The following is a 15770-nucleotide window of genomic DNA, read 5'->3' as shown; positions in this document are numbered from 1 at the left end:
ATTACCGAGGAGAGCATCGTGCCAGTCATCACCACCCCCCAGTCCTTCAACGAGGAAGACCTCTACGTCGACCTCGCCCCGATGCTCGGGCACCGGCTCTTCCTCAAGTGCGAAGGCTTCAATTTCGCCGGTTCGATCAAGCTGAAGGCCGCGAACGAGATGGTGGAGTCCGCCGAACGGAGCGGAATCCTCTCCCCCGACTCCATCCTGGTGGAATCCTCCTCCGGCAACCTCGGCGTCGCGCTGAGCATGATCGCGGCGAGCAAGGGATACCGGTTCGTCTGCGTGACGGACTCCCGCTGCAACCTGACCACCCGGCTGATGATGGAAGCCCTCGGCAGCCAGGTGCACGTCGTCTCCGACGAGCACGCCACCGGCGGCCTGCTGGGCGCGCGGCTGGCCCATGTACGCGCCCTGTGCGCCACGGACGACCGCTATGTGTGGCTGAGTCAGTACACCAACGCCGACAACTGGAAGGCCCACTACTTCCGGACCGCTCCCGCCATCGCCCGCCGCTTCCCGCGACTGGACGTGCTCTTCATCGGCGTCGGGACCACCGGCACCCTCATGGGATGCGCCCGCTGGTTCCGCTCCTGGCACCGGCCGGTGCGGATCGTCGCCGTGGACAGTGTCGGCTCCGCCATCTTCGGCGACCCGCCGGGCCGCCGGATGATCCCGGGCCTGGGCATGAGCACCCGGCCGCCGCTCCTCGACGAGGCGTACGTGGACGAGGCGGTGCGCGTCGACGAGGTGGACACCATCCGCACCTGCCGGAGTCTGGCGCGGCGCGGTTTCCTCTTCGGCGGTTCCACCGGCACCGTGGTCAGCGGTGCGGCGAGCTGGCTCGCCCGGCACGGGACGCCCGGCCTCACCACTGTGGCCATCGCACCGGACCTCGGTGAGCGCTACCTCGACACCGTCTACCAGAGCAACTGGGTACAGGCCCTCTACGGCGACGACGCCCTCGACGCCCTCGACGCGGAGCAGCAGTCCTCGCGGGTCACGCGGGTCACGCGGGTCACGCGGGGAGGGAGATGACGCCGAGAGGCTTGGTGGTGGGCTGGGGCGAGCCGCCGGCGGGTTCCACCGTGATACCGACCGTGGTCGCCCCGCGGAGCGGCGCCTCCATCACGTGGGCCAAGTCCCCGCCCGTGCCGGGCAGCAGACCGGCGGGCCAGTGCTCCTCCCCCTTGCCGTACCAGAGTTCGTAGACCTGGTCACCGCTGAGCGGCGGGAGGCCGGCCGCGATGAACGCGGCCTCGCCCTCGGTGCGCGAGGTCACCACGCTCGCTGCCGCGCCGTCCGACAGTGTCGTGGTGCTGATGGTGGCGTCGGGAGCGGCCAGCACACTGGCGAGCGCCTCGGCGCCGGCCTGGGCCTCGTGGATCTGTTCCCGTGCCGTGTCCGCTTCCGAGTGCTGCCACCAGGCGATTCCCCCGAGGGTCGCGGCCGCCGCGACGGACGCCGCGAGGGCGAACCCCAGCGCACGTTGGCCCCTGCGTCGACGCCGCGCCGCCAGAGCCGCGGCCCCGGCCAGGTCACGGTCGGGGGCGACGCGGCGCTCCTGGCCTACGGTCCCGATCTGCGCGAGCACCCGCCGCCGCACTTCCGGGGAGGGCACCCGGAGCTCCGCCGCGGCCAGCAGTGCCGCCGTCGCCGCCAGTTCGACGGCCTCCTCGCGGCAGGCCGCGCAGCTCGCCAGGTGGTTCTCGAAGGCGGCCTCCTCGTCGGCAGGCAGAGCGTGCAGCGTGTAGGCACCGACGTCGAGATGCGGGTCGCCGCCGCCCACAGTCATGATCCCGTCTCCACACACTCGCGCAGGCGCCGCAGCCCCTGACGCATCCGTGACTTGATGGTGCCCGCCGGGGTGGCGAGCGAATCGGCCACCTCCGCGTAGGTCAGCCCCTCGTAGTAGGCCAGCACCAGGGGCAGCCGCAGTTCCCGGGACAGCTTCGCCAGGCAGCGGAAGACCGTGCGGTGCTCCTCCCGCTCCTCGACCTCCTCGGCGACGGCGTCGAAGGGCCGGTCCAGGTCCGCGGCGCCGCTGCGCAGCTCACGGGCCCGGCCGGAGACCACGGACCGCACCCGGTCCACGGCCCGCCGGTGCGCGAGGGTCAGCACCCAGTTCCGGGCGGCTCCCCGCTCCGGGCGGAATCGGTCGGCGGTACGCCACACCTCCACCATCACGTCCTGGGTCACCTCCTCCGCCTGCGCCTCGTCTCTCAGCACCCGGAAAACCAGTCCCATCACCGGCGGCGCCAGGGCGTCGTAGACCCCGGCGAACGCCTGTTCGTCGCCGGCGGCGGCACGGGTGAGCAACTCGTCCACCCGGCTCTCGCCGGATGACCGTCTCGTGCCCGGCCGGCCGTCGCTCTCCGCGCCCGTTTCGGCTCCGTCGTCCATGCCCGCTCCTCCGTGCTCTGCTCGACACTGGGGCATCCCAGCGGGGAGCGCACGCGGTCGGGAGCCGTCCGCCTGACGCGTTCACCTCCTTGCCGGACGACGGGGGGCGTGGGGGGCCGCACGGCCCTCACCCATGGTTCGTAGCCGACGCCCCCTTAGATGCCGATCAACCGCACGGACCGGCCGCGGTCACTCCCGGAAGGACGGCCCCAGCAGTTCGGCCAGCACCTCCTGCGGTTCGCGGCCCATGCTGCGCAGCACCACGGTCTCGTACCCCTCGTCGCCGAGCGCCGAGCGGACGGTGCTCTCGTAGTGGACGCGCACCGGGCCCAGCTCCGGCGTGCCGCGCTGGGGGTGCCCGACCGAACTCCACAGGGTCTCGCCGACGGCGTAGGCCTGCGCCGCGGGCTCGGCGGAGCCCTCGGCCGCGAGCGCCGCCGCCAGCACGTCCAGGCCCAGCGCCAGCCCGAAACCGTCACCGATGCGGCGCTTGCCGTCCAGCATCGAACGGGCGTACGTGACCGCCTGCGGCGCACGGTCCTGGAAGAGCGAGATGAGGGCCAGCTGGTAGTCGGTGTAGGCGCGGGTCCACCACTCCCCGAGCGCGACGCAGTCCGCGCGCAGGGACTCGGCCTCCTCCCGCGCCCGGTCCAGGAAGCCCTGGCCGGTGAGGGCGAAGACCCGGACGAGGCGGCACATCATCGCGCCCGGGGTCGGGGCACCCGCCGACCGCGCCAGCGTCAGGTCGGCCGTGTGCCCGGCGGCCATGGGACGACCCGTGAGCAGATGGATGAGACCCACCAGGTACGCCGACCGCAGCCGGCCGTCCGCGTCCCCTTCCTGCTCGGCCTCCCGCCCGCAGGCTTCCGCCAGGTCGCCGGCGACCTGGATCTCCCCGCGCAGGACCTGGGCGACGCCGAGCGCCCACAGCGCCCGGACCCGCGCCGGGCCGGGCGCCCCGGGAAGGGCGAGGGCGTCCTCCAGATAGTCGGCGGCCTCCGGGAGGTGGCCGCAGCAGCTCCAGAAGAACCCGAGCAGGCCGGTCAGCTCGACCGCCGCGCAGGAGCGCGTGGTGAGGTAGTGGTCGAGCGCGGCGCACAGATCGGCGTGTGCTTCCTCTATCCACCGGTACCACCGGGTCTGGTCCGGGCCCAGCCAGCCCGCGTCGGCGAGGCGCGCCTGCTCCAGGAAGAACCCGGCGTGCCGCTCGGACACCTCCCGCGTCTCCCCCAGTTCGTCGAGCCACATCCGCCCGTACTCACGGACGGTGTCGAGCATGCGGTGGCGGCCGCCCCGCACGGTCAGGACCGACCTGCGCTCCAGGCCCTGGAGCGCCGACGCCAGCTGCGGCGGGGTGAGCGGGCCGCCGCCGCACACGGCGTGCACGGTGCCGGCGTCGACCGGACCGCGGAACACCGACAGCCGCGCCCACAGCAGGCGCTCCGTCGGGGTGCACAGCTCGTGGCTCCAGCCCACGGTGGTGCGCACCGCGCGGTGACGCGGCGGTCCGGCGCTCCGGTCCGCGGCGATGTCCAGGCGGGAGAGCAGCGCCTCCTCGACCGCCTCGATGTTCTGGTCGGCCAGCTGGCCCGCCACCAGTTCGACCGCGAGCGGGACGCCCTGCAGCCACCGGCACAGGCGGCCGGCGGCGAGCAGATCCGTGGTTCCGTCCAGGGCGACGCCGAGCGCGGCGGCCCGGTCGCACAGAAGTCGCACCGCGTCCGTCTCCGCGGGGAGCGGGTCGACCTCTATGACCCGTTCACCGGCCAGACCGAGCGGCTCCCGGCTGGTCGCCAGCACCGTCAGCCCCGGACTGGCCCGCAGCAGCCGGTCGACCAGGTCGCGGCAGCCGCTCGTGACGTGCTCACAGGAGTCCAGGACGAGCAGGCGTTCCTGGTCGGCCAGCCATCTGCCCAGCGCGTCGACCGGGTCGATCGCCGTGTGGTCGGAGAAGTCGAGCGCGTCCGCGACCGTGGCGGTGAGCAGCCGGTCGTCGGGCAGCGGCCAGAGATCGGCCCACGCGACCGCCCGGCCGCCCGCGTCGTGCACCCGGTCCGCGGCCTGGAGGGCGAGCCGGCTCTTGCCGACCCCGCCCACCCCCGTGAGGGTCACCAGGCGCGGCTCGCGCAGCGCCTCGTCCAGGCGGTCCAGTTCGTTCGCGCGGCCGACGAAACCGGTCGGTATCTCAGGGAGGTTGCTCAGCACGTACCCAGTCTGGCGTGCCGGTCCGCGTTCGGGGGAGACCTTCGGCCACGGAGCGACCCGCCGCACGCGGCCGTGTCACCCGACCGGGGGACGATCGAAACCGGCCTCGAAGGCATCCGTCATCGACATCGGGGCATCCGCCACGTACGGCAACTCAACCGGACGGAAACAGAGATGAGAGTGACGACGTGTCGTTTCCCGAACACCCCGCATCTTCCGGCGACGCCCACCAGACGCACCACGACGCCGACATGAGGCGCTCCAACGGCATGGCGGTCGCCGCCCTCGTCCTCGGCATCCTGGCCGTCCTGCTCTTCTGGACCGTCATCGGCGGGGCCCTGCTCGGTCTGCTGGCCCTGATCTTCGGCATCATCGGCGCGCGCAGGGCACGCGGCGGACGGGCGCCGCGCCGCGGGATGTCCATCGTCGGCGCCGTACTCGGCGTGCTCGGTCTGATCGCCTCCGTGGTGATCATCGCGATCGGCGCGTCGATCCTCAACTCGGACGAGTTCAAGGACTTCGACGACTGCGTCCAGCACGCCGATTCGCAGAGCGAACGGGACGCCTGCGCCGACGACTTCGAGCAGGACGTGAACAACTGACGCGGCCCGCCGGCGACGAGGCCCGCCGCGTCAGCCCGGCCGCTCCGTCAGGAGGTCGCTCGGACGCTCGCCGGGAAGGAACGTCACCTGGGGCGCGCCCGTACGCGGATGCACGCTCACCTCTCCCACGACCCCGTACACCTCGACGAGCAGCGACGGCGAGAGCACCTCGGCCGGCGGGCCCGAGGCCACGACCTCCCCCTCGCGCAGGACGTGGAGGCGGTCGCAGTAGTACGCGGCGAGGTTGAGGTCGTGCAGGGCGAGCAGCACGGTCGCCGGCAGCCGGCGCAGCACGCCGAGGACGTCCAGCTGATGGCGGATGTCGAGGTGGTTGGTCGGCTCGTCGAGGACCAGCAGGGCCGGCCGCTGGGCGAGGGCGCGGGCGATGAGGACCCGCTGGCGCTCGCCGCCGGAGAGCCGGTCGAAGGGACGGTCGGCCAGCCGGTCGGCGTCCACCGCGGCGAGGGCGTCGTCGATGATGGCGGCGTCCTCGGCCGTGTCCCCGGCCAGCATCCGCTTGTGCGGCGTGCGGCCCATGGCCACGACCTCCCGGACGGCGAGGTCGAAGTCCGCGGCCGAGTCCTGCACCACGGCCGCCACCGTGCGGGCGAGTTGCCGCGCGGGCATCGACCAGGTGTCGGCGCCGTCGACGCGGACCGTGCCGGTGTCCGGGCGCAGGACGCGGTAGACGGCCCTGAGCAGGCTGGACTTGCCGCTGCCGTTGGGGCCGACCAGGCCGATCACCTCGCCCGCCGAGGCGGTCAGCGAGACGTCGCGCACCAGGTGGCGTGCTCCGGCGGTGAGGGTGACGCCCTGGACGGACAGGTCGGTCGCGGCGCTCATGCCCCTCCTCGGTCGGTACCGCGCCGGGCGTCCCGGCGCATCAGCCACAGGAAGAACGGCCCGCCGCACAGCGCGGTGAGCACGCCGACCGGGATCTCCTGGGGCGCGGCGACGGTGCGTGCGGCGATGTCGGCCCAGATCAGGAAGACCGCTCCGGCGAGCGCGGCCGTGGGCAGCACCCTGCGGTGGTCGCCGCCGACGAACAGCCGTACCACGTGCGGGAGGATCAGGCCGACGAAGCCGATCGGGCCGGACGCCGCGACGAGTACGCCGGTGACCAGGGACAGCAGCACGAACATGCGGGCCCGGAAGCGGGCCACGTCCAGGCCCATCGTCGTCGCCGCCTCCTCACCGGCCAGCAGCAGGTTGAGGTTGCGGGCCTGCACCAGGAGCACGCCGATGCCCAGCAGCACCGCCAGTCCCGGCAGCCACAGGGTCTCCCAGTTGACGCCGCCGAGACCGCCGAGGGTCCAGGCGAGCACCGCCCGGGCCTCGTTGCCGCGGTCGGTGGTGAGCAGCAGCAGGTCGAGGACGGCCGTGAGCACCGCCGCGATCGCCACCCCGGACAGGACCAGGCGCGTCGAGGTGATGCGCCCGCCGGTGCGGGCGGTGGCGTACACGATCGCCAGCGCGCCGAGGGCGCCGGCGAACGCGGCGGCGGACAGCGACAGGGGACCGAGGAAGCCGACGCCGAAGACGATGACCGAGACCGCGCCGAGGGAGGCGCCGGAGGAGACGCCGAGCAGGTACGGCTCGGCGAGCGGGTTGCGGACCAGCGCCTGGAGGGCGGTGCCGACCACCGCGAGACCCGCTCCGGTCACCGCTCCCAGCAGGACGCGCGGCGCCCGTACGTCGAGGACGATGGTCTCCCGCGCGCGGGACCAGTCCGGTTGGGTGAAGTCGGCGCCCAGGGCGTGCGTCACGATCCCCCAGACCTGGCCGGGCGGCACCTGGACCGAGCCGATGGCCAGCCCGGCCGTCACGGAGGCCACCAGCAGGGCCGCCAGCGCGAGCGACGTCCCCGCCATCGTCGTACGCCCCGCCCGGCGCGACCGGGCGGCCGACGGATCCTGTTCTGCTACCGCCTTGGTGGCGGTGCCCGTCACCGGAAGCTCTCGGGGTGCAGTCCGCGGGCGAGGTCACCGACGGCGTACGCCGACCGGATGCCGACCAAGGTCGCGGTCAGCGGCAGGACGACGAACCGCTTGTTCTTGACGGCGGGGACGTCGGCGAGGGCCGGCTGGGAGAGCAGGAACTTCTTCTTCTGCTCGACGCTGCCGGCTCCGGCGTAGTCGTAGATCGCGATGACCTCGGGCCTGCGCTCGACGACCTGTTCCCAGGAGACGTCGCCGAACACCTCGTCGAGGTCGCCGAAGACGTTCTTGCCGCCGGCCAGCCGGATCAGGTCGGTGCCCAGGCCCTTGCCGCCCGCGGTGAAGGCGCTCTTGTCGCCGCTGTCGTAGACGAAGACCGGCACCTCCGGTTCGCCCTTCACGGCGGCGGACGCCTTGGCCACGCGGCTCTTCAGGTCGGCGATCAGCTTGTCGGCGCGGTCGGGGACGCCGAAGACGCTCGCGACGGTACGGATCTCGGCGTAGGTGTCCTCCATCGTCACCCGCCTCTTGCCGCAGTATTCGCGGTTGAGGTAAGTGTCGATGCCCGCGTCGGCGAACGCCTTGCGGGAGCGGCCCTCGTTCTCGGCGAAGGCGCTGCCATAGCCGCCGTAGACGAGGTCGGGCTCGGCGTCGAGGATCTTCTCGAACGACGGTTCCCGCTCGGCGAGTTCGGGAATCGCCTCGTAGTCCTTCTTCAGCTCCGGCAGGACGGCCGAGTCGGGGAAGGCGGTGCCGACCATGCGGTCCTTCAGACCGAGCGCGAGCATCAGCTCCGCGGGGTGCTGATGGATGGTGACCACGCGGGACGGCGGCTTCTCGTAGGTCGTCTTCACACCGCAGTTGTCGATGGTGACGGGGAAACCGGCGAGGGACGACGCCGATGCCGAATCGTCCTTGCCGGCGTCACCGGCCCCGTCGGACGAGCCGCACCCGGCGGTCGCCAGGGCCGCCGACAGGGCGAGCGCCGCGGCCGTGCCGCGCAGGCTCCGGCGGCGTCGGGCAGGGGAGAACAGGGCTGACACGTAAGCCTCCTGGGGAGTCCGCGCTCCTCGGATCGGGCCCGCGACAGGCCAGTGTCCTGACTCCCGGGCCGACGGCCCCCGGCTGCCCGCCCGGTGGGCGCGGGGCAGGTCGAGGGCGTGATGCCCGGTCACAGTGGCGGGACCGTGCCGGATTCGCACCGGCTTCCTGTCTCCCGTCGCGGCTATGACCTGGCGATATTACGTTCCTTTGAGCCGGGCGCAAAGCGCGGGTGTTCAGCGGGCACGCGGTGCCCGTCCACGGGGCGGGGCCCGCTGACAGCTCCGGCGACGGGATGCGAGGATGCCCGGAGCAATTGGGCGACGGCGGCCCGAGGAAGCCGGTGCGATTCCGGCGCGGTCCCGCCACTGTGATCGGCGAGCGAGCCCCCACACGACCACTGCCCGCACCGGGTGGGAAGGGGTGGGGCGAGCGACGACCCGAGAGCCAGGAGACTCACGCGGTCGCCTCCTCGACGGACCACCGGGGCGGATCTCCCCGGGGAGAGGGACGATGCCGTATGCCCGCCCAAGCCGGCCCGGCCGAAGCGACGCCCGGCGTACCCGCGGACCCGACGCCCTCACGCGTCGTCGTCTGCCGGGACTGCTGCTGCGGCACCCCGAAGATCATCGGCGTCGACCACGCGGCGCAGACGGCGCGTCTGCGGGCCCGGGTGCCCGTGCGGGTGTCGGACTGCCTCGACGTGTGCGAACAGGCCAACGTGATCGTCGTCCAGCCCTCCGCGGCGGGCCGCGCCGCCGGTGCCCGCCCCGTCTGGCTGGGACTGGTCAACGACCCGGACGCCACCGAGGACATCGCCGACTGGGTCAGCGCCGGCGGCCCCGGCGTCGCACCGCGGCCGGACATCCTCGACCTGTACGCCATCACGCCCCCGCGACGCGGTACGGCCTCCTGACTCAGCGCTCACGAGGAGCAACCGGTGTCCGGAAACGTTCAGGCGCCGCCCGCCGACGTCACCGCCGCCCTGCACGACGTGGCCGCCCTCGGCGGCTTCTTCGTCCTGCGCGTCGGCGGCGAGGACGCGGGCTGGCATCCGCTCCACCTCTCCTACGCGCGGGGATTCACCGACCTCGCCGAGGCCGTCGCGGACCGCCACCGCGCGCCCGAACCGCGGATCGGCGTGTCCATCGCCCACCTCGGCCACGCGGCACGCCTCTGGTCGCCCGCCCTGGCCTGCGTACTCCTGCACGGCATCGTCCTGGACCTGAGCCGGCTGGAGCGGGCCGACGACGGCCCGGCCCTGCGCATGCCGTACCCCGCCGGTCTGCGCGGCGGCGGGGCACGTCCGTCTCCCGCCCGCGCGCTGTACGAGCAGGTGACGGCCCACCTGGAGGCGCTGGCCCAAGGGCTCCGCGTGAAGGTCGCGCCACGACTGCTGGACGGCAACGCGGCCTCGGCGCTCGTCGAGGCAGCCCGCGCCCTGCTGGCGGCCCACCCCGCGCTGCGTGAGCCGCTCACCGGCCTCACCACCGAGCTGCTGAACACCGGACGGCTCGTGGGCACCGGAGAGATCACCGGACCGGATCTCACGTTCCGGCGCCGCAGTTGCTGCCTCTACTACCGCGCGCCGAACGGCTCGAAGTGCGGCGACTGCTGTCTGGCGGGGTAGCGGGGGCGGTCACCGGCCGTCGGGGCCGAGGGCGTTCAGCAACTGTTCGGTCCAGATGACCTTGCCCTGCGCGTGGTACCGGGTGCCCCAGCGCTGGGCGCACTGGGCGACGAGGAACAGGCCGCGGCCTCCCTCGTCGGTGGTGGCGGCCATGCGCAGGTGGGGTGCCGTGCTGCTGCCGTCGGAGACCTCGCAGATCAGGCTGCGGTCGAGCAGCAGCCGGACGCGCACCGGTTCCGCCGCGTGCCGGATGGCGTTGGTGACCAGCTCGCTGAGGATCAGCTCGGTGGTGAACGCCGTCTCCTCCAGGCCCCACTCGCTGAGTTGGCGCGTCGCGTCGGCCCGGACGCCGGCGACGGCCGCCGGGTCGCGCGGCACGTGCCACTCGGCGACCCGGTCGGCGGGGAAGGCCCGGGTCCGGGCCACGAGGAGGACGATGTCGTCATCGGGGCGGTCGGGGAGCAGCGCGTCCAGCAGCGCGGCACAGGTCTCGTCCGGTGTCCGGTCCGCGTCGGCGAGTCGGCTGCGGAGCAGGTCGAGGCCCGCCTCGATGTCCCGGCCCCGGTCCGTCACCAGCCCGTTGGTGAACAGGACGAGCCGACTGCCCTCGGGGAGCCGGAACTCGGCCGGCGTGAAGGGCAGGCCACCGAGGCCCAGCGGAGGGCCGGGCGGCAGCTCGGGGAAGTCCACGCTGCCGTCCGGGCGGACGACGGCCGGCGGCGGGTGCCCGGCGCGGGCCATGGTGCAGTCACCGGAGACCGGGTCGTACACGGCGTAGAGACAGGTGGCACCGACGATGTCCGAACCGCTGCTCGTCCCGGTGCGGTCCCGGTCGAGGCCGGCCACCAGTTCGTCGAGGTGGCCGAGGAGTTCGTCGGGAGCCATGTCGAGACCGGCGAAATTCTGCACGGCGGTCCGCAGCCGGCCCATGGTGGCCGCGGCGTGCAGACCGTGACCGGCCACGTCGCCCACCACGAGGGCGACCCGCGCGCCGGACAGCGGGATCACGTCGAACCAGTCGCCGCCCACGCCCGCCTGCGCCGGCAGGTAGCGGTAGGCGATGTCGAGGGCGTTCTGCACCGGCAGCCCGTGCGGCAGCAGGCTGCGCTGCAGAGCCACCGCGACGGTGTGCTCGCGGTGGAAGCGCCTCGCGTTGTCGATGGCGACCGCGGCCCGCGACGCCAGTTCCTCGGTGATGGACAGGTCCTCCCGCGTGAACGGCTCGGAGCCCGCACCGCGCCAGAAGTTGGCCACGCCGAGCGCGACGCCCCGGGCGCTCAGGGGAACCGAGATCAGTGAGTGGATGCCGTATTCGAGGACCCTGGGGGCGCGGACGGGATCCTGGTGCTGCCAGCAGGTCTCCGCGCGCAGGTCGGCGATGAGCACCGCGTGACCGGTGTCGAGGCCCGTCGTGGCGGGCGTACCGGGCCGAATGACGACCGCCTCGCCGACCGGGATCAGCGGAACGTCGTCGCGGACGCCGTGCCGGGCCACGCGGTGCATGACCAGGTCGCCCGGGGCGGGCTCCTCGCCGCGCCGCACCGCGTCCAGCAGTTCGACGGTGACGAAGTCCGCGCAGCGGGGCGTCGACGCCTCGGCCAGCTCCTCGGCGGTGCGCACCACGTCCAGTGTGGTGCCGATCCGGGCACTCGCGTCGTAGAGGAGCTCCAGCCGCTTGTGGGCGCGCTCCGCCCTGCTCCGCTGGAGGTACAGCTCGGTGGTGTCCCGCAGCGTGGCCACGGAGCCCGAGGCCACGTCGTCCCGGTCCACCCGGCGCAGGCTGACCGCCAGGAGCCGGTCCCCGGCCGTGTGCATCTCGTCCGTGCGGGTGTCGCCCGAGGCGAGCAGCTCGACGATCCCCGGGTCCAGTCCGAGGCGGCCGAGGGGGAGCCCCTCGCACTTCTCGGGGAGACCGAGGAGGCGCCGCGCCTCGTCGTTGGCGAGTACCAGGCGGTCGCCGTCGACGATCAGCACACCCTCCCGGATGGTGTGCAGCACCGCGTCGTGGTGCTCGTACATGCGGGTGATCTCGACCGGTCCGAGACCGTGGGTCTGCCGCCGCAGCCGCCGGCTCACCAGGGCCGCGGCGCCGAGGGCCAGTGCGAGTGAGGCGGCGCCCGCGGCAAGGAGGGCGGGCAGTTGGCGGTGGGCCGACTCGTTGACGTTGGTGATCGTGATGCCGACGGCCACACCGCCCACCACGCGGCCGTCCGCGTCCCGCACGGGGACGTCGGCGTTCACCGTCGGGCCCACGCTCGTGTCGAACGACCGGGTGACCGTCCGGCCGCCGAGGACCTCCTCCAGCAGTCCCGGTGGGCCGACGACGCGCGTCCCGATCAGCGCCGGGTCGGGGTGGGTGAGGCGGATGCCCTCGTCGTCGAAGACCACGACGTAGTCGACGTCGGAGGCCTCGCCGACCGCCTGGGTACGGGGCTGGAGCACCGCGGTGGGGTCGTCTCCCGTGACTGCCGTCGCCGTGCCCGGGGCCGTGGCGAAGGACTCCGCGACGCCCAGGGCGGTGCGGCGGGCGTCGTCGGTGCTGTCGCGCTGCGCCTGGAACACCAGGAACACCACAGCGGTGACGATGAGCAGCAGTGTTGTGCCGACCTGCAGCAGAAAGACCTGGCCGGCGATGCTCCGCCGTGGCAAGCGGTCCATAGCGTCAGTTTTCATCACTCACGCAGGTGCGACCAGTCAGGCCGCGCCGGGACCGAGGCGTGACCGGGAGGCTCAGAGGGGAAGCGGCGCCTCGGACCGGGCCGGATGGCGCGGGCCGAGGAAGACGACGATGCCCCGGCCGTCGGGGGAGGGGTGGGTCACCTGGGTCCAGCCCCGGCGGCGGTAGAAGGCGAGGGCCCGTCCGCCGCGGACCGACGTCAGCAGCCAGGCGCGTCCCCCGGGCGCGTCCTCGGTCACCGCGTCGAGCAGGCCGCCCGCGAGGCCGGAGCCGCGGTCCGCTCGGCGGACGGCCAGTTCGTCGATCTCCCGGGCGCCGCACAGCCACTCGGCGGTGCGGTCGGCGCCGAGGCCCGCGGCGGCCTGCGGGTGGCAGCGGTCGGTGGGGAAGGACGCCGGGGTCGTCCACGCGGTGGCGAAACCGACGACCTCCCCGTCCCGCACGGCGGTCGCCGCGGTGAACCCGGGCCGGCCCACGTCCACCCGCAGCCGCGCCGCGAACTCGCTCGCCCGCTCCTCGTCCTCGTTCCAGGGCGGCGCGCAGAAGGCGTCGACGTACACCGAACGCAGCGCTTCGGTGTGCGCGAGCAGGCCGGTTCCGCGGTGGACACGGATGCCGGAGGTCATCGGGCGGTCACCGGCAGCGGAGGGGGAGGAGGGCGGCGCGAGGATCCCCCGCTCGCGCCGCCCGGTCGATGGCCGGCACCCAGCCGGCACCCATGGGCACGACAGCACCCACCCCTTCCTGCGCAGGACAAGCTGTTGCGAACAGTGTGCAATAAGAACGGGGTGATGTGCACGGGTGATGTGCACCCGAGCGGCCCCGCGCAGGTGGGCGCCCCGTAGAGTGCGTCTTCGGCAGAGCGCGTCTGCCGCGTCTCCCGGACCCCGAGGTACTCAGCAGTGACCACCGCCCAGACCCCCGCCCCGGCCGTCGTCGGGATCGGCGCCGACGGCTGGGAAGGGCTCGCGGACACCGCGCGAGGGACCCTGCTCGACGCGGACGTCGTGATCGGCGGCGCACGCCAACTCGATCTGCTGCCCCGGGAGTGCACCGGGGAACGGGTCGCCTGGCCCTCCCCGCTGCGGCCCGCGGTCCCCGGCCTCCTCGCCGCGCACGCCGGCCGCAGGATCGCCGTCCTGGCCAGCGGCGACCCCATGTTCTACGGCATCGGCCGCGCCCTCACCGAAGAACTCGGGCCCGGCGCCGTGCGCGTCCTGCCGCACCCCTCGTCCGTCTCCCACGCCTGCGCCCGCCTCGGCTGGCCCCTGGAGGACGTCGAGGTCGTCACGCTCGTGGGACGGCCCGCGGCCCGCCTCGCCGCCGCCCTGCACGACGGCCGGCGCCTCCTCGTGCTCAGCGCGGACGCCACCACCCCCGACGAGGTCGCCGCCCTGCTCAGGGACCGGGGCTTCGGCCTAAGCCGGATGCGGGTGCTGGAACAGCTCGGCGGCGCGAAGGAGCGCACGACGACGCCGGCCACCGCCGACGACTGGCCGCCGCCGCACCCGCCGGGCGACCCCCTCAACATCGTCGCCGTCGAGTGCCGCCGGGCCCCGGACGCCCTGCGCCTGGGCGCGGTGCCGGGCCTGCCGGACGCGGCCTACGAGCACGACGGGCAGCTCACCAAACGGCACATCCGTGCCGCCACGCTCGGCGCGCTCGCCCCCGCCCCCGGCGAACTCCTGTGGGACGTCGGCGGCGGCTCCGGCTCGATCGCCGTCGAGTGGATGCGTACGCACCCCGCATGCCGGGCGATCACCGTCGAACGCGACCCCGCCCGCGCCGAGCGCATCACCCGCAACGCGGAACGGCTCGGCGTCCCCGGTCTCCAGGTGGTGACCGGTGCCGCCCCCGACGCGCTGGCCGGGCTGCCCCGGCCGGACGCGGTGTTCGTCGGCGGCGGCCTCACCGCCCCCGGACTGCTGGCCGCCTGCTGGGACGCGCTGCCGGACGGCGGCCGCATGGTGGCCAACACCGTGACGCTGGAATCCGAGGCGCTGCTGGCCGACGCCCACCGCCGCCACGGCGGCGAACTGGTCCGCCTGGCCGTGGCGCACGCCGTCCCCGTGGGCGGCTTCACCGGGTGGCGGCAGGCGATGCCGGTCACCCAGTGGGCCGTGCAGAAGACCGTCGAACCATCCGCAGGAGCAGACACATGACCGTGTACTTCATCGGTGCCGGCCCCGGCGCCGCCGATCTGATCACGGTGCGCGGCGCCCGGACGCTCGCCGCCTGCCGGGTCTGCCTGTACGCGGGCAGCCTGGTGCCGCGCGAACTGCTCGCGGAGTGCCCCACCGACGCGAGGCTGGTGGACACCGCGCAACTCACCCTGGACGAGATCACGGCCGAACTGGTCCGCGCGCACGAGGACGGCCACGACGTCGCCCGGCTGCACTCCGGAGACCCCTCCGTGTTCAGCGCGGTCGCGGAGCAGATGCGGCGGCTGGACGCGGCCGGGGTGCCGTACGAGGTGGTCCCCGGCGTTCCGGCCTTCGCCGCCGCGGCGGCCGCCCTGAAGCGGGAGCTGACCGTGCCGACGGTCGGGCAGACCGTCATCCTGACCCGCGTCGCCCAGCAGGCCACCGCCATGCCCGAGGGCGAGGACCTCGCCACCCTCGGCCGCAGCGGCGCGCTGATCGTGCTGCACCTCGCCGCCCGGTACGTGGACCGCGTGGTGGACGAACTGCTGCCGCACTACGGCGCCGACTGCCCCGCCGCCGTCGTCGCCTACGCCTCCCGCCCCGACGAGCTGGTCCTCCGCGGCACGCTCGACGAGATCGCCGGGAAGGTGAAGGACGCGGGGGTGCTGCGCACGGCCGTCATCATGGTCGGGCGGACACTCGGCGCGGAGCAGTTCCGCGACAGCCACCTGTACTCGACGGAGAGGGACCGGCATGTCTGCTGAATCCGCCGCACCGGCCGAAGAGGTCATTCCGATCCTGCGGGTGCGCGACGCCGCGGCGGCGGTGCGCTGGTACGCCCGGCTGGGCTTCGTCCAGCAGTGGGAGCACCGCTTCGAACCGGGATTCCCCGTGTTCACCGAGGTCGCCGGCGGGCGGGTCCGGCTCTATCTGTCGGAGCACGAGGGCGACGCGCGCCCGGACACCCTGGTGTACCTGCGGGTCGCCGACCTCGACGCGGTCGCCGCCGAGTTCGGCGTCGCACCCGAGGAGCAGCCCTGGGGACGGGAACTCGCCCTCCGGGACCCCGACGGCAACCGCCTGCGGGTGGGCCCGGTGCGGGACGAGACGGGCGACGCGGACGGCTAGTCC

At 73.8% G+C, this 15770-nt stretch carries 15 protein-coding genes and 2 riboswitches; of the genes, 7 read left to right on the top strand and 8 right to left on the bottom strand.

What is annotated here, in order from left to right; translation table 11 throughout:
* Window positions 1-18: 18 nt before the first annotated feature.
* Window positions 19-1038 (top strand): 2,3-diaminopropionate biosynthesis protein SbnA, encoded by a 1020-nt coding sequence (gene sbnA, locus ACFC1X_RS11990; protein ID WP_376351592.1) that lies wholly within the window; start codon window positions 19-21, stop codon window positions 1036-1038.
* On the opposite strand, the gene ACFC1X_RS11985 is transcribed toward sbnA, so the two are convergent.
* The 3 genes from ACFC1X_RS11985 to ACFC1X_RS11975 all read right to left on the bottom strand — a co-directional run bounded on the left by ACFC1X_RS11985 (window position 1019) and on the right by ACFC1X_RS11975 (window position 4608).
* Window positions 1019-1795 carry an anti-sigma factor gene (locus tag ACFC1X_RS11985; protein WP_376351589.1) on the bottom strand — a complete coding sequence of 259 codons (777 nt, stop codon included), beginning with the start codon at window positions 1793-1795 and terminating at the stop codon, window positions 1019-1021. The genes sbnA and ACFC1X_RS11985 overlap by 20 nt on opposite strands.
* On the bottom strand, window positions 1792-2403 hold the full coding sequence (gene sigK, locus ACFC1X_RS11980) for an ECF RNA polymerase sigma factor SigK (RefSeq protein WP_376351586.1): 612 nt from the start codon (window positions 2401-2403) through the stop codon (window positions 1792-1794). Before sigK ends, ACFC1X_RS11985 begins: the two co-directional genes overlap by 4 nt.
* A gap of 189 nt (window positions 2404-2592) precedes the next feature.
* Entirely contained in the window at window positions 2593-4608 is a 2016-nt protein-coding gene (locus ACFC1X_RS11975) for an AAA family ATPase (protein ID WP_376351583.1), read from the bottom strand.
* 188 nt (window positions 4609-4796) lie between these two features.
* On the opposite strand from ACFC1X_RS11975, the gene ACFC1X_RS11970 reads away from it, so the two are divergent.
* A complete protein-coding gene (locus ACFC1X_RS11970; RefSeq protein WP_376351581.1) occupies window positions 4797-5210 on the top strand; it encodes a DUF4190 domain-containing protein in 414 nt (137 codons plus the stop codon).
* A gap of 30 nt (window positions 5211-5240) precedes the next feature.
* Here ACFC1X_RS11970 and ACFC1X_RS11965 read toward each other — a convergent pair whose 3' ends face one another.
* Genes ACFC1X_RS11965 through ACFC1X_RS11955 form a run of 3 tightly spaced genes read right to left on the bottom strand, consistent with a single transcriptional unit; the run spans window position 5241 to window position 8181 of the window.
* Entirely contained in the window at window positions 5241-6053 is an 813-nt protein-coding gene (locus ACFC1X_RS11965) for an ABC transporter ATP-binding protein (RefSeq protein ID WP_376351578.1), read from the bottom strand.
* Window positions 6050-7159 carry a FecCD family ABC transporter permease gene (locus tag ACFC1X_RS11960; RefSeq protein WP_376351575.1) on the bottom strand — a complete coding sequence of 370 codons (1110 nt, stop codon included), beginning with the start codon at window positions 7157-7159 and terminating at the stop codon, window positions 6050-6052. Before ACFC1X_RS11960 ends, ACFC1X_RS11965 begins: the two co-directional genes overlap by 4 nt.
* On the bottom strand, window positions 7156-8181 hold the full coding sequence (locus ACFC1X_RS11955; RefSeq protein ID WP_376352157.1) for an ABC transporter substrate-binding protein: 1026 nt from the start codon (window positions 8179-8181) through the stop codon (window positions 7156-7158). Before ACFC1X_RS11955 ends, ACFC1X_RS11960 begins: the two co-directional genes overlap by 4 nt.
* A 37-nt stretch (window positions 8182-8218) precedes the next feature.
* Window positions 8219-8398: riboswitch (cobalamin riboswitch) on the bottom strand.
* A 123-nt stretch (window positions 8399-8521) separates the two neighbouring features.
* Window positions 8522-8646, top strand: a riboswitch (cobalamin riboswitch).
* Window positions 8647-8708: 62 nt separating this feature from the next.
* On the opposite strand from ACFC1X_RS11955, the gene ACFC1X_RS11950 reads away from it, so the two are divergent.
* Entirely contained in the window at window positions 8709-9104 is a 396-nt protein-coding gene (locus ACFC1X_RS11950) for a (2Fe-2S) ferredoxin domain-containing protein (RefSeq protein WP_376351572.1), read from the top strand.
* A gap of 24 nt (window positions 9105-9128) precedes the next feature.
* Window positions 9129-9818: a (2Fe-2S)-binding protein gene (locus ACFC1X_RS11945; protein WP_376351569.1), complete on the top strand. Its 690-nt coding sequence runs from the start codon at window positions 9129-9131 to the stop codon at window positions 9816-9818.
* A gap of 9 nt (window positions 9819-9827) precedes the next feature.
* Here ACFC1X_RS11945 and ACFC1X_RS11940 read toward each other — a convergent pair whose 3' ends face one another.
* Window positions 9828-12476 carry a SpoIIE family protein phosphatase gene (locus ACFC1X_RS11940; protein ID WP_376351566.1) on the bottom strand — a complete coding sequence of 883 codons (2649 nt, stop codon included), beginning with the start codon at window positions 12474-12476 and terminating at the stop codon, window positions 9828-9830.
* 72 nt (window positions 12477-12548) lie between these two features.
* Complete coding sequence (locus tag ACFC1X_RS11935; RefSeq protein WP_376351563.1) at window positions 12549-13121, bottom strand: GNAT family N-acetyltransferase; 573 nt, start codon at window positions 13119-13121, stop codon at window positions 12549-12551.
* A 276-nt stretch (window positions 13122-13397) separates the two neighbouring features.
* On the opposite strand from ACFC1X_RS11935, the gene cbiE reads away from it, so the two are divergent.
* The 3 genes from cbiE to ACFC1X_RS11920 are packed head-to-tail and all read left to right on the top strand — an operon-like array spanning window position 13398 to window position 15767.
* The gene (cbiE, locus tag ACFC1X_RS11930) at window positions 13398-14657 is read left to right on the top strand and encodes a precorrin-6y C5,15-methyltransferase (decarboxylating) subunit CbiE (protein ID WP_376351560.1); all 1260 of its coding nucleotides are present in this window, start codon (window positions 13398-13400) and stop codon (window positions 14655-14657) included.
* Window positions 14654-15403: a precorrin-4 C(11)-methyltransferase gene (gene cobM / locus ACFC1X_RS11925; RefSeq protein WP_376351558.1), complete on the top strand. Its 750-nt coding sequence runs from the start codon at window positions 14654-14656 to the stop codon at window positions 15401-15403. The genes cbiE and cobM overlap by 4 nt, the downstream gene beginning before the upstream one ends.
* The gene (locus ACFC1X_RS11920; RefSeq protein WP_376351555.1) at window positions 15393-15767 is read left to right on the top strand and encodes a glyoxalase superfamily protein; all 375 of its coding nucleotides are present in this window, start codon (window positions 15393-15395) and stop codon (window positions 15765-15767) included. Before cobM ends, ACFC1X_RS11920 begins: the two co-directional genes overlap by 11 nt.
* Window positions 15768-15770 lie beyond the last annotated feature (3 nt).

It is taken from the genome of Streptomyces sp. NPDC056128 (assembly GCF_042263835.1).
GTDB lineage: Bacteria > Actinomycetota > Actinomycetes > Streptomycetales > Streptomycetaceae > Streptomyces.
Note: the sequence above shows the minus strand (reverse complement) of the source record. Positions and strands in the feature narration are given on the sequence as shown.